At 69.6% G+C, this 12,585-nt stretch carries 10 protein-coding genes and 1 pseudogene; 3 read left to right on the forward strand and 8 right to left on the reverse strand.

Features of this window, described 5'->3' with window-relative positions:
* Window positions 1-418: 418 nt before the first annotated feature.
* A complete protein-coding gene (locus AB0L21_RS31930; RefSeq protein ID WP_365787943.1) occupies window positions 419-796 on the reverse strand; it encodes a cyclic-phosphate processing receiver domain-containing protein in 378 nt (125 codons plus the stop codon).
* Window positions 797-1,603: 807 nt separating this feature from the next.
* Complete coding sequence (locus AB0L21_RS31935) at window positions 1,604-3,805, reverse strand: SGNH/GDSL hydrolase family protein (protein WP_365787945.1); 2,202 nt, start codon at window positions 3,803-3,805, stop codon at window positions 1,604-1,606.
* 90 nt (window positions 3,806-3,895) lie between these two features.
* Between AB0L21_RS31935 and AB0L21_RS31940 the strand changes: the two genes are divergently transcribed.
* Window positions 3,896-4,396, forward strand: coding sequence for a hypothetical protein (locus AB0L21_RS31940; protein WP_365787947.1), 501 nt, complete (start codon window positions 3,896-3,898; stop codon window positions 4,394-4,396).
* Between the two features lie 63 nt (window positions 4,397-4,459).
* Complete coding sequence (locus AB0L21_RS31945) at window positions 4,460-4,786, forward strand: hypothetical protein (protein ID WP_365787949.1); 327 nt, start codon at window positions 4,460-4,462, stop codon at window positions 4,784-4,786.
* 213 nt (window positions 4,787-4,999) lie between these two features.
* On the opposite strand, the gene AB0L21_RS31950 is transcribed toward AB0L21_RS31945, so the two are convergent.
* Both AB0L21_RS31950 and AB0L21_RS31955 read right to left on the reverse strand, forming a co-directional pair.
* The gene (locus tag AB0L21_RS31950) at window positions 5,000-5,884 is read right to left on the reverse strand and encodes a hypothetical protein (protein WP_365787951.1); all 885 of its coding nucleotides are present in this window, start codon (window positions 5,882-5,884) and stop codon (window positions 5,000-5,002) included.
* A gap of 908 nt (window positions 5,885-6,792) precedes the next feature.
* Window positions 6,793-7,350, reverse strand: a complete 558-nt coding sequence (locus tag AB0L21_RS31955; protein ID WP_365787952.1) for a hypothetical protein — start codon at window positions 7,348-7,350, stop codon at window positions 6,793-6,795.
* A gap of 1,004 nt (window positions 7,351-8,354) precedes the next feature.
* Here AB0L21_RS31955 and AB0L21_RS31960 point away from each other — a divergent pair.
* Window positions 8,355-8,864 carry a GNAT family N-acetyltransferase gene (locus AB0L21_RS31960; RefSeq protein ID WP_365787987.1) on the forward strand — a complete coding sequence of 170 codons (510 nt, stop codon included), beginning with the start codon at window positions 8,355-8,357 and terminating at the stop codon, window positions 8,862-8,864.
* A 65-nt stretch (window positions 8,865-8,929) separates the two neighbouring features.
* Here the strand turns inward: AB0L21_RS31960 and AB0L21_RS31965 are convergent.
* The 4 genes and pseudogenes from AB0L21_RS31965 to AB0L21_RS31980 form a co-directional block, all read right to left on the reverse strand.
* A pseudogene (locus AB0L21_RS31965) lies at window positions 8,930-9,588 on the reverse strand (ATP-binding protein); the annotation flags it as partial.
* 9 nt (window positions 9,589-9,597) lie between these two features.
* Complete coding sequence (locus AB0L21_RS31970) at window positions 9,598-9,732, reverse strand: hypothetical protein (RefSeq protein ID WP_365787954.1); 135 nt, start codon at window positions 9,730-9,732, stop codon at window positions 9,598-9,600.
* 1,183 nt (window positions 9,733-10,915) lie between these two features.
* A complete protein-coding gene (locus AB0L21_RS31975; protein WP_365787955.1) occupies window positions 10,916-11,839 on the reverse strand; it encodes a right-handed parallel beta-helix repeat-containing protein in 924 nt (307 codons plus the stop codon).
* Window positions 11,840-12,222: 383 nt separating this feature from the next.
* Window positions 12,223-12,507 (reverse strand): hypothetical protein, encoded by a 285-nt coding sequence (locus tag AB0L21_RS31980; protein WP_365705578.1) that lies wholly within the window; start codon window positions 12,505-12,507, stop codon window positions 12,223-12,225.
* Window positions 12,508-12,585 lie beyond the last annotated feature (78 nt).

Below are 12,585 nucleotides of genomic sequence, written 5' to 3' on the forward strand. Positions count from 1 at the left end.
GGGCCGGATTGGCCAGACCCCGGTCGTGAGGGTGAGGGGCAGGGGCTCGGGGCGCGTGTCGATGGCGGGTATGGCCTGCTACAAGCCGGGCCGGCTCGGCTGACAAGTCGGTACGGCGGCGCGCTGAGGGGCGCCGGTGACGGGCTGCCGGAGGCCGCAGCAGACAGGGCAGATGGCTGTCAGGGCTGGGGGTCCGATGCGTGCCAGGTTGACGTCCTGTTCGGCCTCGCCGCCTTGACGCTCGGACAGGAGGAGCACCGACACGTCGTTGCCGGCCACGGCGCCGAGTCGGCCTCGGCTGATCCATGCGTGGTGGTTGTTGCGAAGTCTGCCGGCGATTCGCTGGCTGGCCGAGCACGGTTTCGACTCGACTGCGCCCGGCTGTGGAACATCTCAAGGTGCTCAACTAGCTGGCTGCTCATTGGGTGACGGCTCTTCGAACTCGGTACTTGCAATGAGAAAGAGAGCGCACAACAGTCTCGGCGCCGATGGGGTTGGCGTTGTGCACGTAGACAGTGCCGATCTGGAACGGGTTTCCTTGAAAGGCTGCCTCGTCCAGGAGGGTCACCATCGGCATGATGCTGTCATCCTCGCCGAGGTCGTGGTCGAGCCAGAGCTCGTCGATGAAGATGTCCTGGTGCTCTTGGAGGAGTTGAACTCCTTCACGGCTTGTGCGGGCGAGCCGTGTCGGTTGGGGCTGCGTCTTGAGGTCGTCGATGGCGAGGATGATCGGTGTGGGTTCAGGAGAGGGTTGCTGCGCTTGACCTTCATGCCCCGGGGGGGGCGACCAGGCCACCGGTACCCAGCAGCACGCGCACCCCGTCGGCCCCACCGGGATCGAGATCCTGTCGGTCGTCGTCGACGACCTCACCCCACGCCCGGAGAGGCCCGCCGGGACGGAGCGGGAACGGCTCACCCGCCTCGCCGTGCCGTACCTGGGATACCTCCGCCCCGGTCACGAGGTGGACCACGCGAGATCGCCCTCACGTTGACCCTGTGGGCGGGCCCGTAACTGGCCGCACTGCTCGACCATGATTACCAGCGGATCAACGCCTATACCGGTGCCGGGAGCTGATCGGCAACGACGCGCCACCGATGCGCGGCAGAGCCGGCGCGATAGCGGTCGAGGCTGAACGGCTGAGCTGAGGAGCGCTGCGGCCAGTGACCGGTCGGGGGTCCGGCACCCGGCAGGCCCGGCCCGCTCCCCTGCCGTGCGGTGCCCGCCCGGGCGGGGAAGCATCGGACGCCACGGCGGCCGCGCGGACGCAGGGACGGGTGAACGGCGCCGGACCGGCTGCCGGCCGGAGGGTTCCAGACAGACACCGCGTCGCGGGCGTCCAAGCGGCGGCGCGGCCGAGGGGAATGGCAGTTCCCGATGGATCTGACCGGCGACGGGCCGATGCGGGGAGGGGCCGGACGGCAGGTGGCGCAGGTGGTGGCGGCCGGACTGCTGAGGGCGGCCGGGACGACGCCGCCAAGGGGGGTGGGGCCCAACAGCACGGCGGCGCGCGGCGGCAGTTGCGGGTGAAACGTGATGGTCAGGACCGTTCCGGTGCGGTTGGCGGGCGGCCACCGCCTGGACAGCGCCCCGTACCAGGGGATGTCAGCCGGCGGCGATCGCCCCGCGCACGGCCTTCGCGATGGCCCGCTGGCCGTCCGGGAGCGGGTGCCCCCGGTTGTCGCCACCATTGCGGCCCACGTCGTACACCCACGGTTCCGTGGAGCACAGCTCGTGGCCGTCCAGGACCCCGTTCACCGACAGGTACGACACCTTGGCGGTGCCGGCCGCCGTGCGGCTCGCGGCGTCGAGCTTGGCCGCCAGGCGGTTGAGGCCGGTGCGTTCGGCCGGGGTGAGCCAGCCGCAGCGCGTGGTCTCCTCCTGCTTGTCGGGGAAGAGCCGGGGGTAGCCCACGACCAGCACCCGCGAGGTGCGCGGGACGGTCGACCGCACCAGGGCGTACGAGCTGCGCAGCAGCCCCGGCAGCGGCCCGGCGACGTACGACTCGGCGTGGGCGATGGTGCGGTCGGCGACGCAGTCGGAGACGAAGCAGTGTGTCAGGATCCGCGAGAAGCCGACGTCGTTGCCCCCGATGGTGAGGGTCACCAGCCCCGGCGCCGGTGAGAGGCCATTCAACTGCTTCGTCACCTGGGCGGGCTCACCTTTGAAGGACTCCGTGAACGCCGAGGCCTTCGCCCCCGAGCAGGCGAAGTGCCCGACCAGGTGCACGCCCGGGTCTTCCGCCCCCACCAGGCGTGGCCACGCTTGCGCGGTGCGGTGGCATGTCCCGGACCCGGCGTCGAAGGGCGGGTTGCCCTCGCCCGAGGAGTACGAGTCGCCGAGCGCCGCCATCCGCACCGGCGCGGGCAGCGCCCGGGCGGACTTCAGGAGTGTGGCCCGGGGCTCGTCCATGCCGACGCCGGTGTGCCCGAGGGAGAAGAGCGTCCGCCGCCACGTCGTGCAGGCCTGGTCGGCGCAGACCGATTTGATGAAGTACACCCGGTCCTCGGCGAATCCGTACACGTTGGTGTGCTGGCCGAGGGCGCCGTCGAGGTCGCCGCTGTCGAAGGAGTCGAGCAGCGCACCAGTGCTGTGGCTGAGCACGTCCACGTGCAGGCTCACGCGCGTGTAGCCGTCGTACACCATGTTGGAGGGGAGCAGGATTCGCCCGCGGCTGTCGGCGTGGACGCTCAGCGCGCCGTAGGACCGGTCCTCGCCGCGCTCCAGGACGGTGCGTGAGAAGAGCCTGTGGGCCTTGGTGTCGAAGGCCATGACGCGGTCCGGGTCGGGCACGTCCGTGCGGGAGCCGCTGAGGAGGACGGGCATGCCCCAGGACGCCGCGGACCACTCGTTGACGTTCGCCACGGTGCAGTAGGGGAAGGTGTAACGGCCGGTGCGGCCCGAGGTGTTGAAGACCTCGATGCGGTTGACGGCGTAGTACGCGGCGCAGTCCGGACGGGTCGTGGTGCCGGTGCGGTCGGTCAGGTACGCGAAGACGTGGCCGTCCGGGTTGACCGCGAGCCGCTGGGCCATCTCCTTGGCCGAGCCGACCACCTTGACGCGCGCGTATTCGTGGCCTCGGTAGTCCAGGAAGCGGACCCCTTCGCTGTCGTCGCCGTAGGTCGCCACCAGTCCGCGCCGGTGCGTGCCGACCAGTTCGTACGCGGTCGCCGAGCGATTGATGAAGAGGAGCGCGCCGGTTGTGGCCGAGATCCCGAACACGGCGTTCTGGGGGCCGCAGGGAGTGTACGCGCTCGCGGTCCCGTACACGTTGCCGTCGGCGCCGTTCATCAGCTTCCACACGCCCAGGGGCGCGTTGTTGCAGGTGGAGGTGATCGGACGGGACCACAGGAGGTCCGCGCCGCGGTAGGCCACGACGGTCGACGGGTCCCGGTTGTCCGGATGCGGGCGGGGCCGGATGCCGACCGTCAGGCCGGAGCCGGTGACCGTGCCGACGCACATGGCCAACGCGCCTGCGGGCGCGCCCGGCAGGGCCGTGCCGGTCGCGTCGAAGCGGCGCGTGGCGGGGGCGGTGCCGGCGGATCCGTCGCAGTCCTGCACGGTGACGCCGCCCTTGGGGTCGGTCTCCAGCCGCGCGGAGGCGGCGCCCGGAACCGGGCGCTGCCAGGAGCCGGGCGCTGCCTGCGACGGGGGCGCATCCGCCTGCGCCGCGGGTGCGGCCGGCGGGCCGGCGCCCAGCACCAGGAAGGCGGCGGCCAGGATCCCCGCGATGCGCCACCTGCCCCGGGCCCTCACCGGCCTGCGCCACCCGTCCGTCGTCCCCGCCGTGACTGTGTGTTCGAACAAGAGCCCCCGCCCCTCCCCTGGGCCCGGACACCGGGTGCGGTGGCCGGAGCGGGGCCACGGTACCGCCGCGCGCGTGATCGCGGTGGCCGAATGCTCCGGGCGGTGCCGGTGGCGTCACGGCCCGCCGCGCGGCCCGCCCGGCGCCTCGTCTCCTGCCGCCTTTCCGTCAGTGTCAGTGCCTTCATTGGAAGCATCCGGCTCTACTACCGCCCCGCCCTGACGGCTCCGGTCAGCAGCAGTCCGCTGAGCCTGCGCATCGTGCTCGGCGCCGGTGCACTGCTGGCCGCCGCCATCACTGGCGCCCTCGGCCTGCGCAGGACGCTGCAGCGCCGCCGCCGCAAGCCCGGCGAGAAGATCGCCATCGTGTCGGAAGCCTCCGCAGCAGAGGTCCAGCTGGCGGCGGCCGCCGAACCGGCAGGCGCTGCCCGCCTGGACGTGGCCCTGCGGACGCTGGCTCACCACGCGGCCCAGCAGCGGAAGGACCCCGTTCTGCCGCCCCCGCAGAACTCTCGTGACTGGTCATTTATGAGAATCACCGTGCGCGCAAGTTTTTCCTGCACTTGCTGTCGAAACGGGATCACCATCCGTTGACGGGTACGGCTGCGGCCATTCGTTCGCGCGTCGCCAGCAGGAGTCGGCAGTGACGACGGCAGCATGCGGGCCGCCGAGCGGTGGGTTGCGGCAGGAACCGTGTGGGGCGCAGACGGCCGTGGTGGCCCCCCACGCGGCGGCCGAGAGCGCGAAGGTGTCGTTGGCGGCGTCGAAGTTGCCGAGGATCAGCAGGATCGTGCCGACGAGGAAGGCGACGGCCCCGACGACGGAGAGGGTCACCGGCGACGCCTTGCCGACGAAGCAGGCGGCCCGCATCAAGGGGCTGAGTTCGCGGCGGCGCTGCCGCCGGGCACGCTGGCGCAGGGCACGGACCTCGCGTCGGCGGCAGCGGAGTTCGTGCTCGGCCTCAGCGAGGAAGTCGTCGATTGAGGTGGCCAGGATCGGCAACTGGGGAGCGGGCTGGCCCTGGTGGCTGCCGGGGTACATAGTGGTCACGGATGTCCCTTCGGGAGGTCCTGCTCGCCGCTTTGAGCTGAGAGCCTCGGAGGTGACGAGCTCTGATGCGCTGGTTGTTCACCTCTCGGTCCCGGAGAGCGGGCCCACCGGCAATAGATCTTGAAGACCTTTGCGGGCATACCCTGGTCACGAATCGCGGACGGCCAGTTCGGAGCGGCGGCGCTGTTCGGCGGCCAGGCGTTTGGCTTTGCGGCGGACCCGTTCGCCGAAGGCGTCCGGCTCGGCGGCGCCTGCCGCGGTCGCGGCCTCTGTCCACGTTGTCCCGTCGGCCGCGGCGTATGCGAACACCACCTGTCGCTCGGCCGGGTCGAGCCCTCGGAGGACGGCGTTGAGCCGTTCGTCCTCGTAGATCCCGCCTGCCACCCGGTGCAGCAGGTCGACATCGGCGGCGACCAGGTCGTACATCGACAGTCCGCCCCCGAGGGGGGCATCCAGGGACAGCACTCGGCCGTGCCGCGTACGCCGTCGCCACACCGGCACCAGCTGACGGTGGATAGCGCGCGCTTCCGCCCGCAGGGTACCGAGCGCGCTCACAGGCAGCCGCCCGTTTCGTTCCAGGGGATCAACCCAGCCACCGACAAGGGCGGTGGACACCGCCTCCCGCCAACGGTCGCTTACCGGCAATGCGAGCGACTTCAGCGTGAGCACATCCATCACGCGCGGCTCAACGGCCTGATGGCACGCGGCTGTACGGATGTGCAGGGCGAGTTCCAGATCGCGAAAGAGGACCTTTCGTTCTTCGTACTCGTGGAAGGTACGCATAGCCGCTGCTGCGGCGCTGAGTGACGGCTGCGGGATCCGCTCGACCCCGTCATCCAACGACTTCAGAAGTACAGCGTCGTTGCCGACGTCCATTATGTCCACAAGGTTCGACACCGTCATGTCCGCGCTTCCCGGCAGGGGGCGGCCGTTCCCCCTCAGCCTCACTACGTGGTGATCGCCCTCCGGGGCGGGTTGCACCTCCTCTGGGATAATTCGGGAGAGGGTTCCGAAAAGGCGTTCGATATCCATCTGTGCTCCTTGACTAGGTGTCGTTCACTACCCGGCCCCGAGGAACAGACCTATCGGCAAAAAATTCTGACAGAGTTTTGGATGTCAACCGTGCCCGTCCTCCTCGTCTAGGACGGCTGCGGCCGGGTCGCACAGGGGGCAAGGCGCGGCCCGGGCTGGCGCGCGGGCGGCGTCGCGGCGCGGCGGGAGAGCGGAGAGGCGTGGCATGGCCAGGGCGGGAGGCAGGGCATCGGCGCAGCCGAGGACCGAGAGTGGCGGGGCGGCGGCAATAAGTGGCACGGGCGCGCGGCGGCAGGAAGTCGGCGCAGCAGGCCCGCCAGGGCGTTGCGGGCCGGGCGGGCCCAGCGGAACGGCCCGCCGCCTGCATGGACAGTGAGCACCAGCTCCCGCAGCAGGCCGATGACGTCGTGGTCGGCAGGCGGGCGGCCCACTCCCGCCGCAGGACCTCGGTCAGCTCGGGGAGCGGCTCGCGGCCGGCGTGCGCGCGCCGGCACGCGGCGTGGTAGGCCAGGTAGCCGGCGTGCCCGAGGTCGACGGTGTCCTTCAGCAGTGCCTCGACGACCAGGAGCCAGTCCCCGTCGCGCGCGGGCACCGGGAGGTTGCCCGCCCAGCCGGCCACGAGCCGGCGCTTAAGGCTCGCCTCCTCGGCCGGCATCCCGGCGGGGGGCCGGGCGGTGACGTGCGGGAGCAGCCGCCGGATACCGGCGGGGGCGAGGGCGCCGGCGTCGGCCAGGCGCAGCAGCGCGCCCAGCACCAACGGGCCGGCCGTGGCGATCTGGACGGCATGGTCGGCCGGCCAGCCACGGCCGGGCAGTGGCGGGGGATGCGTGGCGAGGTGCTCGAGGAACGGGGCGGCCGGCCAGGCGCCGGCTTCCTCGTCGGCCGCGAGCAGGTGCGGGGCGTGCTCGTCAAGGAGCGGGTGCCAGGTGGCGGCCGGGCCGGAACGGAAGAAGAACGCGGTGGCGCGCGGGTCCGCCCAGCCGCTCCCGCGCCTGCGCCTCGCCCGGCTCCTTCAGGGCGGCCAGCTCAAGGACCCGTGCGGCGCGGCCGGGCAGCGGCACCAGCAACTCCCGGGCGGCGGCCAGGAGCTTGCGGTAGAGGGCCGCGGCACGGGCCGGGTCGGCGACGCCGCCGTGCAAAGTGCCCGACGTCATGCCGTACACCTCGCCCCACACGCCCAGGGCCTCCTCCTGGGCGGCGCCGAGCCGGACGCCCATCAGGCGTTCGGCGATTCCCGCGGCCCGGGGCCGGTGGTAGCCGCCAGGCCGGGCCAGCTGCCCGCGCAGGACCTCGGCCGCCTCACGCACGCGGAGTTGTTCCTCGGTGTCGGCGCCGTTCACGCCCGCGCCGTTGACGGAGGTGGCCGCGGGCGGGGCGGAGGACTTGCGCGGATACGGGAGCGGGCTGCGGGGGCCCGGCGGCCGGGATACGGCCCGCAACACCGCTCTCCCCCGGCCGGTGCTCACCAGTGAAGGTTGAGCCCTTACCAGCGAAGGCTGGTGGCCGAATGGGTGGCATGAAGACCCGGGCAGCAGGCGTCGTGGGCGATTTTCGCGGTGTCGTGGTCGCGGTGGTGGGGGGCCGGGCCAGGCGATCCCGCCCGCGCAGTGATGCAGCCCGGTGTCGGCGAAGAAGTGGGCCGGGTAGGCACCGGGGATCAGCGCGATCCACGCGGCGTGCGCCCCGGGCGATCCCTCGGCCACCACAGGGCGGCATGGCGGGCGGCATCCACCGGCTGCCGCGGGGCCAGAACCATCCGGGCCGGCGCCCCAGGGCCCGGGGCCGGGCGAGGCAGCGGTGCCGACCGTGTCTGGAAGGGGGGCGGTCCAGCGCGCCACCGTCCCTGCCGAGAATCCGTATCCGCATCAACATCCCCGGGTCCAGCCCCCTGCCGCCCGTGGTGGCGCCCAAGCCCGCGCACTCTCCTCCAAACGAGGACACCCAGAAGGACACCGAAACCGGCCCCAAGAGCACGCACAACAGTGGCTGACCTTCCCGAGGCCTGGTGACGCTGTTCCTCCAACCCCATGCTGGGCACCGCACCAGGAAGCCGCGCCGCTACGACAAGCACCCCGTCACGTGGAGCACGGGAAAATCTCTGGCCCCTGTCCACAGGCGGACCGCCCGACCCTGCTGGGAAGTCGTCGTGATCCGCGCGGCGGCCAACAATGCAGGAGACCTTATGCCGTCCTTGATCCCGTCCCGTGCACAACACAACGCTGGAACAGGTGGGTCGTGCCTTCGACTTCCTCCTGGCCCGCGCAGATGGGCGGTGGCTGTGTCACTCATCGCGGATGTCGTTTTGACATGAGTTCGGGAGTCACTCACGGAGCTGTCGCATGATCGATGTCGATGAGAAGTGATGTCACTCAGACGCCGTTGAGGGCCGCGCCGGCGAAGAAACAGGGAGGCATTGATGACCACCGTCACGGACCGTGGGAGCATCCCCGATGAAACCGAGGAGGAGCAGGTGCAGCTGCGCAACGTCTCACCGGACGACGTCGATGCCTACATTCGGATGCGGTGCGATCCCGTGATGATGGCTGACCTGGGTGGGCCTCTCCCGCCTGAAGGGATGGCCGACAAGGTCCGCCGGGATGCCCGGCAGGCAGCAGACGACCTTGCCTGGTTCAAGATGATCGTTCCCGACGCGATCAGCCCCGACGTAGTGGCCGGGACGGTGACTATCTGGTCCCACGACACCAGCGACGGGCCGATCTCCGAGATCGGCTGGATGGTTCTGCCTGAATTCCAAGGACAGGGCCTCGGCAAACGCGCCGTCCGCACCCTTCTGGAACAAGCCAGAGACCAGGACCGTTGGGGCCTGGTACATGCCTTTCCGGCAACAAACAACACAGCTTCCAACGCCATCTGCCGTTCCGTCGGGTTCCGCCTCCTCTCCCAGGGCGAGACAGCCTTCGCAGGACGAGTCCTCAGGACCAACCACTGGGTCATCGACCCGGAAAAGGACTTGCGCTGACGCCAGCGACCCCCAGGCCTGATGAGTGCTCGGCAAAATTCAGCCGACTGCGGTCTGCTCGGCCAGGACTTTGGTATGGCGAGGCGGCAGGACTCCGCGCCGGTCTCGGCGAGCGCGCCGTTGAAGATGAGACGGTCGACGACGGCCACGCAGAGACGGGGGTCGGTGAAGGTCTTCGTCCAGCCGCCGAAGGATTCGTTCGAGGCGATGGCGACGCTGTTCTTCTCCTCGCGTTCGGTCAGAACCTGAAAGAGGAGCTCGCCGCCGCGGCAGTCGAGTTCCATGCAGCCGACCTCGTCGATGCAAAGCCGGTCAACGCGGCCGTAGCGGGCAATGATCGTGCGACGTGCCGGTGCCGGAGTCACCGATCAGGCAGAGCAGCTGGCTCTTCTTGACCCACTCACAAGTCGCGAGTGGACTGATGCCAGCGGGGGCGACGTTGGGATTGGCGTCGAAGTCAAAGGCCCGCCCCACAGGCTCTCTTCCCGCGGGAAGATCGTCGGCGCGGATGCGGCGTTCAGGCCGGCAGCAGCCGCGATCGTCACACTCGGCCATCAGCAACTCGGCCAGGAAGCCCCGGCAGGACATCTGCCCGCGGGCGGCGCCGTCGGCCTGGACCTTCAACTACCAGCAGATGGAGGGTAGTCGCAGCATGCCGCATACCTGATCGAAGAAGACGGTGGCGGGCTTCTTCGGTCAACCCGCGCTTGCGCGGACTCATGATACTTCTTTCTCACCGGCCTGGCATCAGGACATCAGCGACGCCGCAGAGCGCCGCCACCTCGACGGTCTGGCGCTCGCCGAAACCGTGGTGGCGCTCGAAGGCCCTGACCATCTCGCAGAGCTGGCCGAGCAGCTCAGCCGTCAAGCCTCCTCTGTTCAAGCTGCTGGCGCCAGGTGGCGGTGGTCCCTATCTATCGATTCGGGCCCATCGACAGTGACAGAGTCGACCCGGAGCAGGAGATCACTCCGCACGAACTGCACGGGCGTCTGAAGGAAGCGGTTCAGGAGTTCACCCGGGCTGCGCGGCTCCATCTCAACGCCCATGAGAGAGCCGAACCGAACCGGCGCTACCGCCGTCCCCGGTGCCGTCGTTCCTGAACCCTGATCCTCCACCGGGCCAGAACGGCGGCCTGGCCCGGACGGTGGGGCTGCAACAAGGGGTGTCGGGAAGAACCGTGTCACCAGCCGCAAGTAGTGACTGAGCTGCGGATCAAGGTGGGCAGGTGCGAGTCTCATGTGTTCGACTTCGGGGCCTCCGTCCGGGGTGCATCGTCACCCGCTGCCCGGAGTTCCGCCACAATTTCGCGGCTGCTTCCCCTAAGGGGTGTGACGACTGCGCTCCGACAGCGGCGCGCCGCATACGGCGCCTGCGCCGGATCGGTTCCTGGGTGGTCGCCCTGAGCGGCGCCCTGGCCATGGCGGCTGGTCTGTCCTGGCTAGTGTGGCGAGGGCCGTACCTGCTCGATAAAGAGGTATATCAACACGGCCACGCTGGGTGAAGCCAGCGGTTCGGCCGCGCTGGTCACTGGCCTTCGTACTGCCCTCGTGGCGTGTGCGGCCGCGATCGGGTCCGGAGTGGGCCCTGGTGTACACGATCCGCAACTACCGGCCGACCCGGCGCGGGCAGGACACCGAGCGGTTCACCAAAGCCCTTGAGCGCCTCGGGTCCAATGAGGGATATGTGCCGATCGGTGGGGTGTTGGCACTGAAACAAATGGTTCAGCATGCCCCCGAACAGCCACCCACGCCGCCCAGTTGCTCAGCCCCTTTGTGCGCGACCGCGCTCCAGTCCGCCTGCACCGACCAAAAGTCAGGACGCGGCGGCGGCGCCGGGACAGCAAACCGACCGCAATGGACACCTCGCTACCTGCATATCCAAAAGCAGACGTTCAGGTGGCCTTGTCCACTCTGACTCATTCCAGTTCGCGCGCCTGCGGAGAGTCCGCGGCGGGCTGCTTGTACCGGGCGGGTGTGCGAGTGAGACGGATCACCGTGGCGTCGGCGGAGGCGGTCGGACTGCTTGCGTCCGGCGGCGCGGCTCTTCGGGGTCAGGCCTTTGTGTTCCCGGTCTCCGTGGGGATCGCGGCGGCGCAAGACGTCATGCCTTCGTCTGCGCCACTCGTGACGATGACGCCGGGTTTCGTCTCGTCGGACATGGTGCTGTAGGTGTTGTTCGTTACCGTGTTCCGGGCGCCGCAGGCGAAGCTCCCGTCCGAGGCGTGCACCCAGTACGAGACCATGGCGTTCGTTCCTGACCGGCGGAACTGGTTGTGGTCGATGAGGTTGTCGCTGCTGCTGCGCCGCAGGCGCACAGGGTCACCGGTGATGCCCTGGAAGGTGCTGTTCTTCACGGTGTTGTGGTGACTTCGTTCAGCCATGTAGACGCCGTGCATGCAGCCGGGGCATTCGTTGGCGACGTTCTTCAGGTAGAGGAAGGAGACGTTGTCCACGATGTTGTACGACGAGCCTGCGTTCATGTGGATCCCGGCGTATCCGTCTCCGGAGCCGGCGTAGGCGTTGCCGATGAAACTGAACTGAGTTCCGGTGAAGGTGTTCCGGTCGTTCTTCAACAGCACGCCGCCTGTCCGGTAGTACTGGATGATCAGCCGCTTCATGTGGATGCGCGGACCGTCGGCTGCGACCTTGAGGAAGTAGTCGAGGTGTCTTGCCCCGTTGGTCCCCTTGATCACCGGCGCGGTGCTGCCGCCCACCCGCGTGAAGGTGATCGATTTCTGCTTGTACGCCTTGCCCAGCGAGAAGCTCGCCCCGGGCCGGTAGGTGCCCCCGAAGATCCGCACCGTGGTCAGGTCCGTGTTGTTCCTGACGCGCTTCAACGCCTCCCCGATGGTTCGTACCGGCTGGCTCTTCGTGCCGGAGGCCGAATCGCTTCCTGTGGTGCTCACGTAGACGCTGGTGGGCGCCGCGCTGGCGGGGGTGGCGGTGACGAGGCTTGCCGTGCTGACCGCGGCCATGAGGCCGGCGACCGCGAACTTCCGCATGCTGTCTACTCCTTCGCGTGGATCAGTATCGGGCTTCGGGACGTGACCGCCCGGAACAGGCGGACCGATCCTGCGGGCGGCGGCCCCGCCCGGCAAGGAGAACGGCAGAATCCTCATCCGTCCACAGGCTGAAGGGCGGAATGCGGACACGGCAGATGTGCGCCTCTGCCCCGTTCTGAGTGTTCGGTGGTCTGGATGCTCTCGATGCGGCCTGCTCACCCGATGCGGCACGGCACATGAGCACCACGGGAAGAGTGGCCGGAAGATTCCGTGCTGTTTGAGACGGACCGGGGTGCGAAGGACGCCGTCGGCCGCGCGCAGCGCGTGACGTGCGTCCCTGGCGTGGCCCTCACCCGCTACGGCCGGACGGAGATCTCTCCGATGCCCGAGCCCAGCGAGGAACAGTGGGCAGTCGACTGGCCCGACTGGCCGGGCCGCAGGGTCACGTGCTCACCGTCCACGTCCGGAGACCAGCCGCAGACCAGGTGCACCCAGAATGTCTGGGTACTGGTTCCGTTGTTCTGGCAGAGGGCCCAGCCTGTGTACTCGTCGATCGCGTGCTTGCCGGTGTCGCACGACAGGCCCGGTGGCGTGGCCGCGCGCGCCTGGGGCTGAGCGGCGGCGACGGTGGCCGGGGCCAGGGCGACGAGGGCGGCGGCCGATACCGTGGCCAGCACACCTGTGGCGTTCAGCTTCACGTTGCTCTCCTGCGTTTCGCA

Origin of the sequence: Streptomyces sp. NPDC052721 (assembly GCF_040678315.1) — a bacterium.
Taxonomy (GTDB): domain Bacteria; phylum Actinomycetota; class Actinomycetes; order Streptomycetales; family Streptomycetaceae; genus Streptomyces.